The sequence below is a fragment of the Pseudomonadota bacterium genome, from assembly GCA_022361155.1.
Lineage (GTDB): Bacteria > Myxococcota_A > Polyangia > Polyangiales > JAKSBK01 > JAKSBK01.
This window is the reverse complement of sequence record JAKSBK010000597.1, coordinates 1-14930: the sequence shown is the minus strand read 5'-3', so window position 1 is coordinate 14930 and position 14930 is coordinate 1. Positions and strand designations below refer to the sequence as shown.

Sequence of the window (14930 nt, the reverse complement as noted above, 5' to 3'; positions counted from 1 at the left end):
TCCTTGCAGTATTCTTGCTACCATGTGGAAGAGGCTCTTATCTTACGAGTTTGCCTTGGGGGTACTGATTGCCGGTGCCTGCGCTTGGGGCTGCGCGGCCGGGTCCGGATCCGGACCCGGTGGTCAGGTGCTGCCGCCAAACGTTTCGGTAGGCGGGGCCCCAGGGGGGGGCGGCATCGCGGGCGTCGGCGGTTCGGGCGGGGTGGCAGGCCTACCTGGCGGAGCCGGCTTCGGCGTTGCCGGAGGCATTGGGCTGCCTCCGCCTCCGGTTTTCCCTCTGGGTCCCATCGTCGATCCCGGCGTGCCCCTTAACGCACCCCAGGTCTTCGGGCAGCCGAGCAGCCCCGGGGGCGGCCCGTGTCTCGTCGCGCCCGAGGTTCATGGTCCAGGAGCCATGTTCCCGACAAACTGGCTGCCGCCCCGCTTCCGCTTCGAGCTTCCTGGCGATCACGACGTGGCCGAGCTGCGCCTGCGCAGTCCGACGCAACCGAACGACCTCGTGGTCTACACCACCGCCACGCAATGGACCATGCCGGTGGACATGTGGAGCGCGCTAACCGCCGCGGCTGCCGGCCAGCCGATCGAGGTCCAGTTGCGCAGCGCCCGGGTCGGCGGCGCTCCAAGCCCACCGCAGCTCGGCTCCACTGGACTGATCTGGATTGCTCCGGTGCCCGCAGCTGGCAGCATCATCTATTGGGATATCGACGATCTGACCAACGAGACCCTGTTGCGCGGCTTCAAGGCAGGCGAGGAAGCGGTACAGACGGTGGTCGGCGAGAGCCAGGTCTCGAGCAGCACCCAGTGCATCGGCTGCCACGCCTCGACCCCCGATGGCAGGTACCTCGCGTTTTCCCAGACCGCTACCCCCAGGATAGGCAACCCCGCAACGATCGTCTTCGCGTCTGCGGAGGGGCAGGTGGCCGCGCCACCGTTCATGAGCCCAGCGGGGGAGGCGATGCTGGGGCGCCAGCAGCAGCATATCCCGGCCTTCTCGCGCGCTCATTGGTCGCCTGGCGATCGCATCATGCTGTCGATGTTCAAGGATGGGGGCGCGGGCCTCAGCCAGATTATCTGGACGGATCTGGAAGCCGTTTCGGACCAACAAGGCCAAGGCTGGGACGTCATTCAACGTATCGGTGACTCGGGGGAGCCGTCGGGAGCCGACTTCAGCCCGGATGGCACCAAGATCGTCTACGCTTCCGGGCCCGCCGATGTGGGGATCATCGTCAAATCGGGCGGCGATCTCTATGTGGTCCCGTACAACCAGAGGCAGGGCGGCATGGCACTGCCTCTGGCTGGCGGCAGCACGCCCGAGTTCAACGAGTTCATGCCGACGTTCTCGCCGGACAGCAAGCTGGTCGTCTTTGCGCGCGTCGGCAACCACAGCCACAGCGCCAACAACCTCGAGTCGGAGGTTCTCGTTGTCCCTGCCAACGGTGGAATCGCCACCCGCCTGGCAGCGAACGACCCGCCGCAGTGTACGGGCCGGCAAAGCCCGGGCACCGCCAACTCGTGGCCCAAGTGGTCACCCGAGGCCCGCAGCGTGGGCACTCGTACCTACTACTGGTTGCTGTTTTCCTCGCAGCGCATCGGTGTCATAAGGCAGCTGTTCATCGCCGGTCTCGTGGAGGAAGCCGGTACGCTCACGAGCTACAATGCGGTTCACCTGTGGAATCAACCCGAGGATCGGAACAACCTCACGCCGACCTGGGAAAACGTGGTGCTCGCTCCACAATGACCGGCGCAGGCGCCACGTGCGGCGCTAGCCAGCCTGGGGGGGCGGCGAAGGGGGTGGAGCTGCAACTCGGAGCGGGAGCACTATCCCGGACATCCGGTCGCTTGGTTCGGGTGGACTACGCGCCGTAGCGCGCGAGAAAGGTCTCGACGAGCTCCGCCGTGATCCGTTCCGGCTCTTGGACCCCACGACCGAATACGGCCGGTGGCCAGAACAGTGCGCCGCCGGCCATCGACCAAAAGATCGAGGCGGCCAGCTCCGGCTCGGGCACGTTGAGCGCACCCGCGGCGTGGGCTTGCTGCAGCCACGACACCAGCGAGTCCTCCTCGGCGGCGTAGCGGTCGAAGAGCCGGGCCACGGCCTGCGGGTCGCGGATGAACACGCCGAGCACGACACGCATGAGCGCCATCGAAGCCGGGTCGTCCGCGATAGCGCCCTTGGCACGCGCGAAGTCGCGAAGCTGATCGGCGAGCGGCCTGGACGGGTCCCATGCTACCCGCTTTGCCTGAAGCTGCTGTTCGATCAGCCGGCCTACGACCGCCTCGAACAACGCCTCCTTGCTGCCGAAGTGGTTGTAGACGGTGCGCTTGGAAGCTCCCGCACGCTCGGCAATGCGATCCATGCTGGTGGTGTCGTAGCCCTCCTCCCGAAAGACCGCGGCGGCAGCGGCCAGGATTTCGTCACGCTTTGCTCGGGTCCTGTCTTTTTGCTCTTTCATTTCAGTGTGTTGCAAGAAACTACACCGTGCAGTGCATTTGCCTGTTGACGTTCGCCGCGAGGGAACTACACTGTGCAGTGTAACTCGGAATCGGAGCCAGTCAACGGAGCCCGCCATGACCATGCCGAACAACGCACGATCGATATCGAGACGGCGGTCCCCTGGCCGGGTGGCCACGCTGGCTGCGATACCCTTGCTCACGTTTGGAGGCTGGGCCATGACAAGCGACCACAGCGGCAGCATCGTTCAAAGCTCGGCGCAGGCCGAAGCCTTCGCGCGGTCGAGCAACTGGGACCCCCAGCGCAAGCGGTTCGTCAACGCGCTGCCGGAGCGGGCCCCCCAGATCGCGCCCATGCTGCAAAAGCTCATGCGCGGCACGGACAACGCTCGGCCGCACGTCGATCTGCCGGTTCAGGCCAGGCGTGCCGCCGACTTCGAGGAGGCGCCTGAAGACGGCCTGCAGCTGACCTGGCTTGGCCACTCGACGACTCTGGTCGAGATCGACGGCACGCGCGTGTTGCTCGATCCGGTCTGGGGCGAGCGCTCTTCGCCCTTCTCCTGGGCTGGGCCACAACGTTTTCACGCTCCGCCGCTGCCGCTCAGCGAGCTCTTGTCGCTGCGGGTGGATGCGGTGGCGATCTCCCACGACCACTACGATCATCTCGACCAACCCACCATCGAGGCACTGCGCGCGCACGTACCGCTGTTCGTCGTGCCGCTCGGTGTGGGCGCACACCTGGAGCGCTGGGGCGTCGACAGGGCGCGCATCGTGGAGCGCGATTGGTGGCAGGACGTGCACGTGGGCACGGTGCGCCTTGTCGCGACGCCGGCACGACACTTTTCGGGACGCTCGCTGATCATGGCCGACCGTGACCGCACGTTGTGGTCCGGCTGGGCCATCATCGGATCCGAGCACCGCGTCTACTTCAGCGGTGACAGCGCGATGTTCCCGGGCTTTGCGGAGATCGGTCGGCGCCTGGGACCGTTCGATGTGACGTTGCTCGAGACCGGCGCCTACGACGAGCTGTGGGCGGACGTGCACATGGGTCCGGAGCAGGCGGTGCTGGCGCACAAGCTGGTGCGGGGCAAGCTCTACGTGCCCGTGCACTGGGGGACTTTCGACCTGGCAAACCACGGCTGGACCGAGCCGGTCGAACGAGCCGTTGCGGCTGCGAAGCGCCACGGAGTCAAGATCGCGCTGCCGCGACCCGGCACCACACTGAAGCCGGACGACACACCGGCCGAGCCTTGGTGGCCCGCGCTGCCCTGGCAGGACGCCAGCGAGTCCCCTGTCGTATCGAGCGGCCTGCCTGCTTGGATGCTGCGCGAGCTCGAAGTCGAAGCTGCGCCGAGCGCAATGCAACACCGCACCCGAACACCCATGGCCCCGGGCGTGCTGGTCCCGGTGCCCGCGCTTGCCGTCCGCTGAGAGCAACTTGCGAAAAGGAGCCCCCATGCCTGCCTGGACCTTCGATGACATCCCTGACCAAACGGGCCGCAAGGTCATCGTCACCGGTGCCAACACGGGCATCGGCTTGGAGACGGCGCGAGCGCTGGCGCGCAAGGGTGCGCACGTGACGCTGGCTTGCCGCAGCCTCGAAAAGGGCAAGGCGGCTCTGCACAGCATCGCCAGCGACGCACCGGCTGCGACCGCCCTTTTGGAGCAGCTCGATCTTTCGGACCTCGACAACGTTGCGGCGTTCGCGGAGCGTTACGCGGCTCGGCACGACCGACTCGACCTGCTCATTCTGAACGCGGGTGTGATGGTGCCGCCCGCCAGCAAGACGGCACAGGGCTTCGAGCTGCAGTTCGGCGTCAACCATCTCGGACACTTCGCTTTGACCGGGGCGCTGCTGCAGCGCCTGCGCACCACCGGGGGAGCGCGCGTCGTGGTGGTCTCGAGCACGGCGGCCAACATGGGCAAGATCGTCTTCGATGATCTGCAGTTCGACAAGCGCGGCTACGCCCCCTGGCCCGCGTACGGGCAGAGCAAGCTCGCCAACCAGCTCTTTGCGCGCGAGCTGCAGCGACGGTTTCGGGCTGCCGGGGCGTCCGTCCTGGTCACCGCAGCCCATCCTGGCTGGACCGCCACCGACCTGCAGCGAACCAGCGGCTTCGCGTCCTTCCTCAGCCCCCTCGTTGGCATGAAGGCGCCGCAGGGCGCCCTGCCAACGCTGCGCGCGGCCACCGATCCGGAGGCATCCGGCGGCGACTACTACGGTCCAGACGGCTTCATGCAAATGCGTGGCTACCCAAAGCGCGTCCCCATGACCAAGCTGGCGCAGGATGACGGCGTTGCCTCTCGGCTCTGGGAGGTCAGCGAGGCGCTGACGGGTGTTCACTACAACCTGCCGGCCGCCTAGAGGCTACCCCGGACCCCCCAGCCCGTAGCGGGCGCCCGCGTCCGAAACCCCAAGAAACGCGCCCTGCTTGTGCGCCAGCAAGCGGACCGATTCGACCGCCTCGCGCTCTTGGCCACCCTTGGAGAAGATCCCGTCGATGAAGCTCATCGTATCGGCGTCGGCGTCCACGTAGCTCTCGATGTATCCGGTGTACAGCACCCGCGCAATGTGGGGCCAGCGCTTGCTGACGATGCGCAAGAGGGTCACACCGTCGAGCTCCGGCATACGGGCATCGCTCACGATGACGTCCACGTTTCCCGATTCCAGGTAGGCAAGCGCTTCGTGGCCGTTCTGGGCCTGGACCACCGATATCGTCTTGTCCCTGAGCGATCGAGCCAGGGTGCGGGTCGCCAGCGCGCTGTCGTCAACGACCAGCACTACGTTCGGCGAGCACTTCTTGGCCGGAGGGATCGTGGCCTTTCCCATGGCGGGGCCGTCCTTTCGGCAATTCACGTACGACCCGCTGCGGCGGCTCCTTGAGGCCATCGGCGCCAAAAAAAGAGGGCCTCTATCAGCAAGATCCCAGAATCACGTTGGATTCGGTTCTCTGCACTGTAAATGCGCGCAGAGGCTCACGCGCGGGACGTAGTCGCAAGCTGTGCGCACGCCCGGCAAACCTCGCTTGCTTCGGCTTCGCAGCGGCGTTATTGGTCGGCTTGCCCAGTGCCGTTCGGCACTAGCAAAACAGCCTGTGCAGATCACAGAGGACCGGGTGCCGCTGGCAAGGCGCGACGACGAAGAATACTGGTGGTGTTTTGATGCGAGGCAACGCAGCCAGCCGTGGTCGGAGCCGGCGAAACGAAGAGGTTGTCCTTTGACGGGCCCCAAGTGGGACCGGAGGTTTGTCGAGCTGGCCGCGCACATCTCCGGTTGGAGCAAGGATCCGTCGACGAAGGTGGGCTGCGTGGTGGTGGGGCCGGACCGTGAGATTCGCAGCACCGGGTTCAATGGCTTTCCGCGCGGTGTCGAGGATACGCTCACGAGACTGGAAAACCGCGATCTGAAGTACCCGCTGATCTGTCACGCCGAAGAAAACGCCATCATGCACGCGGCCCGGATCGGCGTGTCGCTCAAGGGCTGTGTGGCGTACGTGACATGGCCCCCTTGCACGCGCTGTGCTCGCTCCTTGGTTCAAGCCGGTTTGCGCGAGGTCGTCCATCCCGCGGGCGTGCATGTTCCAGAGCGCTGGCAGGCCGATTTCGCGCTGAGCATGGCGCTGCTGCACGAAGCGGGCGTCGCAACCCGTACCGTAGCCATGGATGGAGAACCATGACGAGAATCGACGCACATCAGCATTTTTGGCGCCTGGAGCGCGGTGACTACGACTGGCTCACTCGCGACCTCGGCGTGCTGTACCGCGACTACTCGCCCGAGGATCTGGATCCCCATCTCAGGGGTCAGGGTATCGAGGGGACGATCTTGGTGCAGGCCGCGGCTACGGTCGCCGAAACGCGTTTTCTGCTGCAGCTGGCCGACCAGCACGGCTTCATCTCGGGCGTAGTGGGCTGGGTCGACATGGAAGCGAGCGACGCCCCGCAGGTGATCGAGTCCCTGTCGAGCCACCCGAAGTTCAAGGGTATTCGGCCCATGCTGCAGGATCTGCCCGACCCGGAATGGATCTTGCGGGACTCGCTCGGGCCGGCGCTGGAAACGCTCGTGGCGCGCGACTTGACCTTCGATGCGCTGGTGCGTCCCGTCCACCTGCCCCATCTCCACACCTTCCTCAAACGCCATCCCCGGCTTCGGGTGGTGGTGGACCATGGCGCCAAGCCCAACATCGCGCAAGGCAGCGCAGAAGGCCTCGCGTCCTGGTCCGAGTCGATGCGTGCGATCGCCAGCGACACCAGCGCTTGCTGCAAGCTGTCGGGGTTGCTCACGGAAGCGGCTCCCAACAGCAACGCCGCACAGCTGCAGCCCTACGTGGATGTGCTGATCGAGGCCTTTGGCCCCCGCCGCCTGATGTGGGGCAGCGATTGGCCCGTGCTGAACCTGGCCGGCAGCTATCCTGGCTGGTACGCGATGACTCGCCAGCTCATCGCCGGCCTCGAAGCACACGAGCAGGAATGGATCCTGGGCCGGACCGCCTGCGGCTTCTACGGCCTGGTTGCCGGCTAGCGCAGCCGGATTCCGGCCCCTAGCTGCAGCGCGAACCAGGCGCCCTCGAGCCTGGCGTCGTCCGCGTCCTCGACCACGCCCCGGACCGCGAAGTTGGTCGCTCCCGCGACTGCAGCCAGCGTGAGCACCAATGGGTCTAGCAGCCGCGTCTGCGCGCGGGCGGTCACGAACGGGCCGCCCCAAAGCGCGCGCCACGAGCTCGGGTCGGGTCCCTCACCCCGAGAGCTGCCCGCGCCCAGACGGTATCCCGCTCCCACGTGCAGCTCTGCCGCGCTCGCAGCCGCCAGCGGCCAGTCGAGCGCAGCACTGAAGGTCAGCAGGGTGCGCGAAACGCTGCCTTCGACGTCACGCCCATCGATGGGACGCAATCTGCGACGCTGGCGATCGCCGGCTGCCGTGACCGCGATTCTCGCTCCGAGATGCGAGCGGTGGCCAAAAAAGAGCGCGACCCCAGCGCCAAGCATGGGATGGCTGTCGACTGCAAACACATGGGCCTGAGCGAGCGCTTCGAGGTCCACCCGCAAGCGCGAGCTCGCTTCCGGAGGGGGTTTGCGCCGCGGCGGCCGCGCCGCGGCTGCCCGCGCAGGAGGCAGCCGCGCGTCGTGCAGCAGCTCGGCCACGGTCAGGGCGATGATGCGCGGCTGCAGGGCCACCTCGGCTTGGCTCAGCTGCAGTACTTTGCTGCGCGCAACACGGCCCGAGAGCACGATGCGGAGCTCGCTTGCTTGGCATCGCAACTGCACGCGAACCGCGTCGGGACTCGCCTGGCTGAGCACCGGCACCTCGAGCTCGATGCCGAGGAGCCTGCGCAGTTCGTCGCTATCGACCTGAGCACAGTCGGCAGTGTCGTGCTCCGCGAGCTGGACCGCGGAAAAGGCATGCCCGGTGCGGGCCAGGCCGGTGCCAGGCAACGCCATCAAGAGGGCAATCGTGCCGATGGCCAGCCAGCGACGCCCCTCGGGCTCGGGCCTTGCGTGGGTTGTGGCACGACCGGCAGCCGGCGCTGGTGTCCGCATCCAGCGCCCAACGATACCCGGAACCACCTTGGGCTGCTGCCTGAAACGTCAACGCGGACGACCAGTCATCACGGCATCCGGCCGCATCGCTCCGTCCGTCGCCAGCCTCGCCGTGCACGGCACCGCTGTCGCCCTGAGAAACTGCGAATTCACGCTCGACGACCGAGACGATCTCCCCCGAGCTCAGTTCGCCATCAACGAGAACTTCGAGAATTCGACGGCGGACAGGCTCGGCAAGTACATCGAAAGCGTTCATGCGCGCTCTAGCCGCCGTAGAACTCCGTCGTTCTCTGGGCGGCTTCACGGGCCGCCGTCGCATCGGTGCCGGCGGCGATCGACGCTTGCCCCCAGGCATCGCTCGACTGACGGATGAACGACTTGCCGCGGTCGGTGGTGAGCCACACCTCGGTCTCCTTGGGTTTGATCTCAGACTTCGCCAAATAAAGGTCGAGGCCGAGAAACGCTTGCTCCCAGCCCACGCCGGTGGCGCCGGGACCGTACTGATTCCAGAACTCCTGTGGTACGTGTGCGAGGTGCTCGAGGCGAAGAAGCGCCCCGGTCTCGACCTTCTCGAGCTCGACCTGAACCCAACTGACGTCCCCGGAAAACTCCCAGGTGACGCTCAAGAACCTTGGCGGCTCACAGCGGGTAATCTCACCGGATGCGTTGCCTTCGATTTGGTAGCGGCCGCCGAGCCGGAGGTCGCCGGTTACCGGCGAGAACCAGCGGGGCAGTCTTTCGATAGTGGTCAATGCGTCCCACAAGTCGTCGCGGGTCGTATCGTAGACACGACTCGCAACCAGCGCTCGGGCGGGCTTTCCGTTGAATTCGCGAGTCTCCAATTCCCGGTTGACTGCGCCGATCAGGCGAGTGACATCGATGTTCATCTGTTTCCCTCTCATCTAACTTCGTGTCGCAGGATGAGCTAATAAAATCCAATGCCGCGTGCCACGCTGCTGGTGTGCCCGTCTCGCCAAGACCTTTTCATCCGAACGCGTTCTCAAGCCAGCCGACCGCAAAGCGAGTTGCATCCTCGGCATCGATCAGCTCGCAAGCTGCTCCGCCGACACGACCCGTTTGCGGGCGGCCGGTTTCGATGTATTCGATGAGAATCTGGGCAAAATAGTCCTGTTCACCGGCCCAATCTCGAATCCCAGCATTGTCGTCGAGACACGTGCCGTGGATACGCTCAATGCCACCGGCTCCAACAACATCCACCGACCAATTGCGACGCCGCTTATTCGGCACCGCGGCGACGTACTCCGCGTAGTGAAAGAGTGTCACTGTGTCGGAGTCGGCACCAAGGCGCAGTACCTTACCTCCATCTCGTACCAGTCGTTCGAGCGGCGAGCCGGGTCCATAATAATCGTCGAGGGGAGGACTGAGCACCAACGCGGTCGCTCGCTTTCCCCAGACACCCATTCGGGCGACGGGGTGTTCGTTGAGAACGACACCCGACCGCGTGCGGAAAACTTCGCCGAGCACACCAAGCTCGGCCCATGCGGGACTGACAGCCGGGTCGAACGGGCGTCCTTCTGGAGCACAAACGAGCATCATGATGTGCCCGTCAGGACCTACGGCCGCCTCGATGGCATCGAGAAGAACCTCGGCCCGCATCCCGACACGTCGCATCGAAGCGTGAACCATGACCGTATCTCCGTGTCGCACACCCAGCGCCTCAAGAGAGTCGACCAATCCATCACGTTCATCGCTCATGCAGTCGTCCGAGCGCACGATTGTAGATGAAGAGCTGCGCTTTGTAGGCCCTCGAGCTGGAGCGAGGAGCAGGTGCTGGAACGCATCGGAACGCTCTTTCCCGCACGGGTCGCGGGCTTCGAGGAACTTGCGGGGCACGAGGGGAGTAATACCGTAGTAAATCACTACGCTATTCACACGAGAGCTCCCTGGACGTTGCAATACCGTATTATTTTGCCACGGTATTACGATGCCCGGGCGAGTCTGGGAAAGCGTGCTCGAAGTGGCGGCCGACCAGCACGGGTTCGTCACCTTCGAGGATGTGCGCGGGCTGGGCGCCGATCCGGCGCTCCTGCGCCAGTGGCATCAGCGAGGCAAGGTCGAACGCGTTGGTCACGGCATCTATCGCTTTCCTCACGTCCCGGCGACGCCTCTCGATCCCTACATGCTCGCGAGCCTGTGGCCCGCGGGCCGGGGAGTGCTGAGCCACGATACCGCCCTCGAGCTCCACGAGCTGTGCGACGTCAATCCGGCGAAGATCCACATCACGCTTCCACCGGGCTACTGGCCGCGGCGCAAGGGTGGGGACCGATACGTCGTGCACCACGAGCAGCTCGCGGATGCGGATGTCACGTGGCACGAGGGCATTCGCATCGTCACGCCGGCGGTTGCGATCCGGCAAGCCATCGCGACGCGTGTGCCGACCCAGCTCGTGCGGCAGGCGATCGACAACGCGCGGCGTCTCGGACTTCTCCGGGCCCTGGCGTTGGACGATCTTGCTCGCCATCTGAAAGCTAGAGCATGACCGACCACCCGCTCGACCGGCTCGGCCCTCGGGGTAAGCGACCCACGACCGCAGACCGCAGCCGTCAAGCAACTCCGGGCTGCACTGCGATCGATGGCGGACTAGCCCGCATCGGTCACCAGCGTGCTCGAAGTTGGTAACCAATGCGGACTGGCGCGTGCGCGCCTCGTCAGCACGCGATCAGACGTGCACTCGGGTCGAGACATCTGAGATCGTCGGAATCGCTCGTGAGGATCGGCTCGCCAGTGCGGCGGGCGCAGATCACCACGTGGGCGTCTGCAATGTCCGCCGTGCGACTCGCAGCAAGCAGGATCCCGACGTGGATGGCATCGGCTCCGTCAAGAGGCACGACCCGAGTCAGCGGTTGCCGAACCAGACGCGACAAGCGTGCTTGTCGCTCTGGTTGCCGAACCACCTGCGCGAGCGCTGTCGCGGGTACCGTGATACGTGCGCCGATCTCCTGCGCGCGTACCAACAGGGCAATCGCACGTCGGTCGTTTCGCTCGAGCGCAATCAAACCGCCCGCGTCGAACGTGATTCCCTTCACGCGACCTTGCGCCGACGCCTGCGCCTCGGACCGGTCTCGAGCACGGAATCCGCCCAGGCGCGCTCCTTCTTGGTCAGCGGACCGCCGCTCTGTTCGAGCGCACGCGCGAGCAACCGCCCCCAGCCTGCCACGTCCATGAGCGACACGCCGACCGCGTGTCGAACGAAGCTCGACACGTTCTGAGCCTTGCCTGACGCGACGAGTTTGCGAATGGCCTCCAACTGTTGATCGTCAAGTGTGACGGTTACTTTGGTCGTCGCCATACCAATCGCCATACCATGGCAAGTCAGCCCCGGCAACGCGAACCGCGCTGCTGCTGCGCCTTCGAGTACGTTACTTGTGGCGGAGCCTCACTTCCGTATCGGCCGCTTGGCAGCGTCGGGGTTGGGTGTAAAGTTGTGTGTCGTCTCGGGCATCGCGTACCAGTAGCTGCCCACGACGTACTCCAACTCCCGGTTGGACATCGCCTCCATGTCCAGTTTCATGGACGTGTTAAACGGCATCGCGTCCAACGATCGGCTGCGGGTCTGGGTTGAGTAGCCGTAGCAGTTGTCGACCGGTGCGGTGCGGTGGTTCTTGTTGAACTCGCCGACGCGGACCTGGGCGTGGAAGGGGTGCTCGTAGAAATCGACGTTCGGGTTGCCCCAGGCGTAGCCGTAGTAGTCCTCTGTGCCGGTGCCGAAGATGGAGGGGAAGTCTTCGCCGTCGAAGTAGATCTTCTCATCGCCCTCGCCCCACCAGCCCTTGACCGGGTTCCAGATGGTCAGGGTGTCGCCGACGTAGACGCCTTTGCCTTTCAGCGTTGCGTAGTTCCAATCGGACGGGCCACGAACGGCTTCCTGATAACGCCAGCCCGCATTGAAGTACATCGAGCGCTCGTCCCACTTCCACCGCTTTGTGGCGACCTTGAACGACAGGTTGACGGGTTCGTCATGGAGGTTGAGGACGGAGACGCTTGCGTTCTTCTGGTAGGGCATCACCCAGCGGCAGATCAGCTTGCCGTCGTTGGTCACCGTGCGGTACCAGCCTTGGAAAGGGTTGAGCCCGACGCCAGTGCCGAAGAACTCACCGACCGGGGACCAGACGGTTTCGTTGCCGTCGAAGCTCGCCTTGAGGATCAGGCTTCGCATCCGGCGCGGGTCGTCGAGCGTCTCGGGCTCCAGGGTGATTTCGTAGACCGCCGACTCGCCCTTGGGCAGCTCAAGCGTGGTTTCCTTACCGCCAGCAAGTTTGCCACGCCAGTTGGTATTGCGTGTCGGCCCGTCGACCTTCGGAGCGACCAGCGTTCGGCCGACCTTGGCGGTTTCCCGATCCAGTGCATCAAAACGCTCTTTGGAATACGACTCGACGCGCGTGCCCTGGGTGTATTCGCGGCAGGTGAAGTAGTAGAACCAGGGTTTTTCATCCACGGTGATCTTGCAGCTCTTGGCATACGTGATCGGGAAGAAGGAGACGGAGGAGGACAGCGATTTATGGGCGAACGGTGCGGGGATCAGGCCGTCGCCGTTGAAGACATCGTTCATGTGCCCCACGATCGCGGGCTCGGGGTTGCCATCAATGTAGACACGCATGATGGCGTTGACCGGGCCGTTGTAGGGCTTGGGCGCGATGCGGCGGTCGGTCGCCCAGGTCCGCACGATCGCGCCGGGGGCCTGGTGGTCCATTAGGACGTATTCGGTGCGGCCGCTGTTCTCCTCGGTGCGGATGACATGGCCACGGTCCGTACGTGCGCCCGTGAGCCAATGCGGCTTGTCCGGGGCGACCGAGCGTCGGTCGTAGCTGCTGAACTGGATGAGTTTGAACGCAGGGTCGGGGAACCGGGCGACCTGATCGCGGTCGATCATGTCCTGCAGCAGCGTCTTCATCGTGACCTCGGGAGCCTGGGCGACGGCGCAGCCCGCAAGCAATGAAGAAGTAAGCATACGAAGTGCAGGCATGATAAGAGGTTCTTTATGCATGAGTTTCCCAGAGAGAATCAATGCCAGGTTGGACGTGGTTTTCCTTCGATTTGGATTGGAGGTCGGAGGCTCACAGAAGCTGGTTTGGCAGGCTGCTGCGTGTGGCGAGGCTCGTACAGGATGACGTCGACGCCACCCGGAAGCTCGAGCGTGGTCACCAGACCGTAGCCCTGGTCGGTGACCGGGGTCAGCTGCGCGAGCCGCGTCTGCGACCGTGAGGTTCGGCCCCGAGCGCGGCCTGGGCCTCGATCGTAGCAGCGGCTGCGCGGGCGAGAGCGAGAAGGACATTTAAGGTTGCGAAAGGGGGGTAGGCGCCAAGTAGCGTCACGGTCGACCGGGGCTTGATGTGGGGCGAGAAGGACATTTAAGTATGCGAAAGGGGGGTAGGCTGCAAGTAGCGTCACAGGCGACCGGGGCTTGATGTGGGCCCAGGCTAGGATGGCGAGGGCGTTGGTGGCGGTCAGCCGAACGGCGAGCGTCGGGGAGCACCCTTTTCTGCGGGGCGCGACATGCACGGCTGCCTCGGCTCGGCGGACCGGCGTTGGTCTCAGCTCCCCGCTCAGCTGCCCAGCGGCAAGCTCGACTGCCCGGGCGGGCTCGGAATGGAACGCGGTAGCGGGGATCTGGGTCCGAGGCCATGGCGAGCCAGAATGCGGCCGATGTCGTGTGCGGTGATCGCCACGTTGGTGATGCGCATGCGGCCCTTGCACTTGGGGCAGTCGGAAGCCCCGTCGCCGAAGGCCCCGGAGAACCAGATCCCGATGATGGGTGCGTGGCAGGGACAAAGAACCCGCACTTGCCGAATGTGGTGTTCGGCAACACGCTCTCTTGCATGTAGGTCGCGGGGTAAAGCGCCTGCAGTTTCGGTTTCTTGCGTTCGCAGCGGGGCGTTGCTGTGCGAGGATGCGCTGAGCTGAGTGAGTCCACCAGATCGATGGCGATCAAGCGGAAATACTCGACGGCGACCGTCATGGAGGACGGCCGGCTCGTTCCGTGGTTAGCCGCTCGCGGCGAGCTGGGGTACCACCCGGAGGCACCGCCCGAGCGCGACTACTTCTTCCAGTATGGGTGGGTTCTGCCAGACATCTTCGCGCGCGATGTGGCGCGGCGGCGCCATCTCTACTTCGGAGCGCACCACCGGGATGATGCGCGGGAAGTGTTTCTCTTCTGGCAGGCGGCGCGCGCGGGTGCGGTCTCCAGGATGGCCTTCGCCCTCGGGGCAGCGACGTCAGAGGCAGTGAAAGCGCCGATCGCCGTTTATCGCCACGAGTCCAGGCCCGGCCGGCCGACCGTCGTTTTCATCCAGCACGGCAGCTATCAGATCGTAGAGGAGGAGGACCAGCCTCTTCTGGCTTCCGGCCACGTGCTGCTTTACCGCGGAGTACAGAAGGCCCACGTGTTCAGCATGCCGGATACCGGCTACGAGCTCGAATCTGGCCTCTGGTCCCGGTACGTGACCACGCAGGCAGCAGTGCTCTCGGACTCGGCGTTGTCATTCAACTCGGTCCACGACCGAACAGTGCGATGTGAGACAGGACACCTTCGCGACCGGAGCCGGGTGAGCGACGAGATCGCGCGGCAGCACAAGCTCCCGATTGACTCCGAGGCGAGCGCGTTCTGGGAATCGTCGCTGCAGAGCTTCTCGCTCGCGCGCTGGGTCGCAGCGAACAAGTTCGGCCCCAACCACGTCATCGGTAAGACCCGGATCGACAACATCCGTATCACGACCTTCTTTGCCGGCGAGCACGAGGTGCGGGTCCTGGACCCGCGACGGGTCGAACTGGTCGAAGCAATCGGGTGCGAGGTTCGAGCGCTCACCTCGTGAGCGGGGTTGGCGAGCCATCGGGACCCAGATCGGCCGCCGATGCCGCCGACGCGGATCTTGTCGCCTGGCCGAGCCGATATCGATCCTCGCCGCGCTATGGCTGTGGTCTGGTCG

At 65.1% G+C, this 14930-nt stretch carries 16 protein-coding genes and 1 pseudogene; 8 read left to right on the top strand and 9 right to left on the bottom strand.

Translation table 11 applies throughout. From position 1 onward, the window contains the following. Positions 1-55 precede the first annotated feature (55 nt). Complete coding sequence (locus tag MJD61_22355; protein ID MCG8558001.1) at positions 56-1738, top strand: hypothetical protein; 1683 nt, start codon at positions 56-58, stop codon at positions 1736-1738. A gap of 115 nt (positions 1739-1853) precedes the next feature. Here MJD61_22355 and MJD61_22350 read toward each other — a convergent pair whose 3' ends face one another. Next, positions 1854-2453 (bottom strand): TetR/AcrR family transcriptional regulator, encoded by a 600-nt coding sequence (locus tag MJD61_22350; GenBank protein ID MCG8558000.1) that lies wholly within the window; start codon positions 2451-2453, stop codon positions 1854-1856. Between the two features lie 115 nt (positions 2454-2568). Here MJD61_22350 and MJD61_22345 point away from each other — a divergent pair, with 115 nt between their 5' ends. Beyond that, positions 2569-3882: an MBL fold metallo-hydrolase gene (locus MJD61_22345; protein ID MCG8557999.1), complete on the top strand. Its 1314-nt coding sequence runs from the start codon at positions 2569-2571 to the stop codon at positions 3880-3882. A 25-nt stretch (positions 3883-3907) separates the two neighbouring features. Next, on the top strand, positions 3908-4816 hold the full coding sequence (locus tag MJD61_22340) for an oxidoreductase (protein ID MCG8557998.1): 909 nt from the start codon (positions 3908-3910) through the stop codon (positions 4814-4816). A 3-nt stretch (positions 4817-4819) separates the two neighbouring features. Here MJD61_22340 and MJD61_22335 read toward each other — a convergent pair whose 3' ends face one another. Beyond that, positions 4820-5281, bottom strand: coding sequence for a response regulator (locus MJD61_22335; GenBank protein MCG8557997.1), 462 nt, complete (start codon positions 5279-5281; stop codon positions 4820-4822). A gap of 388 nt (positions 5282-5669) precedes the next feature. Here MJD61_22335 and MJD61_22330 point away from each other — a divergent pair, with 388 nt between their 5' ends. Continuing rightward, on the top strand, positions 5670-6128 hold the full coding sequence (locus tag MJD61_22330; GenBank protein MCG8557996.1) for a dCMP deaminase family protein: 459 nt from the start codon (positions 5670-5672) through the stop codon (positions 6126-6128). Next, positions 6125-6970, top strand: coding sequence for an amidohydrolase family protein (locus MJD61_22325; GenBank protein MCG8557995.1), 846 nt, complete (start codon positions 6125-6127; stop codon positions 6968-6970). The genes MJD61_22330 and MJD61_22325 overlap by 4 nt, the downstream gene beginning before the upstream one ends. On the opposite strand, the gene MJD61_22320 is transcribed toward MJD61_22325, so the two are convergent. The 4 genes and pseudogenes from MJD61_22320 to MJD61_22305 form a co-directional block, all read right to left on the bottom strand. Next, positions 6967-7986 (bottom strand): hypothetical protein, encoded by a 1020-nt coding sequence (locus tag MJD61_22320; GenBank protein ID MCG8557994.1) that lies wholly within the window; start codon positions 7984-7986, stop codon positions 6967-6969. The two genes, MJD61_22325 and MJD61_22320, sit on opposite strands and share 4 nt — an antisense overlap. Before the next feature lie 133 nt (positions 7987-8119). Continuing rightward, positions 8120-8242 (bottom strand): annotated as a pseudogene (locus MJD61_22315) (transcriptional regulator). Positions 8243-8249: 7 nt separating this feature from the next. After that, positions 8250-8888, bottom strand: coding sequence for an SRPBCC family protein (locus tag MJD61_22310; protein MCG8557993.1), 639 nt, complete (start codon positions 8886-8888; stop codon positions 8250-8252). A gap of 82 nt (positions 8889-8970) precedes the next feature. Continuing rightward, the gene (locus MJD61_22305) at positions 8971-9702 is read right to left on the bottom strand and encodes an AAC(3) family N-acetyltransferase (protein MCG8557992.1); all 732 of its coding nucleotides are present in this window, start codon (positions 9700-9702) and stop codon (positions 8971-8973) included. 229 nt (positions 9703-9931) lie between these two features. Here MJD61_22305 and MJD61_22300 point away from each other — a divergent pair, with 229 nt between their 5' ends. Next, the gene (locus tag MJD61_22300) at positions 9932-10486 is read left to right on the top strand and encodes a type IV toxin-antitoxin system AbiEi family antitoxin domain-containing protein (protein MCG8557991.1); all 555 of its coding nucleotides are present in this window, start codon (positions 9932-9934) and stop codon (positions 10484-10486) included. Positions 10487-10655: 169 nt separating this feature from the next. Here MJD61_22300 and MJD61_22295 read toward each other — a convergent pair whose 3' ends face one another. The 3 genes from MJD61_22295 to MJD61_22285 form a co-directional block, all read right to left on the bottom strand. Then, a complete protein-coding gene (locus MJD61_22295; protein MCG8557990.1) occupies positions 10656-11033 on the bottom strand; it encodes a PIN domain nuclease in 378 nt (125 codons plus the stop codon). Further along, complete coding sequence (locus MJD61_22290; protein ID MCG8557989.1) at positions 11030-11296, bottom strand: ribbon-helix-helix domain-containing protein; 267 nt, start codon at positions 11294-11296, stop codon at positions 11030-11032. Before MJD61_22290 ends, MJD61_22295 begins: the two co-directional genes overlap by 4 nt. Positions 11297-11383: 87 nt before the next feature. Then, positions 11384-12898, bottom strand: a complete 1515-nt coding sequence (locus MJD61_22285) for a DUF2961 domain-containing protein (protein ID MCG8557988.1) — start codon at positions 12896-12898, stop codon at positions 11384-11386. A 113-nt stretch (positions 12899-13011) separates the two neighbouring features. Between MJD61_22285 and MJD61_22280 the strand changes: the two genes are divergently transcribed. Together MJD61_22280 and MJD61_22275 are read left to right on the top strand one after the other, a co-directional pair. Further along, positions 13012-13209 (top strand): hypothetical protein, encoded by a 198-nt coding sequence (locus MJD61_22280; protein MCG8557987.1) that lies wholly within the window; start codon positions 13012-13014, stop codon positions 13207-13209. 716 nt (positions 13210-13925) lie between these two features. Then, a complete protein-coding gene (locus tag MJD61_22275; GenBank protein MCG8557986.1) occupies positions 13926-14816 on the top strand; it encodes a hypothetical protein in 891 nt (296 codons plus the stop codon). Positions 14817-14930 lie beyond the last annotated feature (114 nt).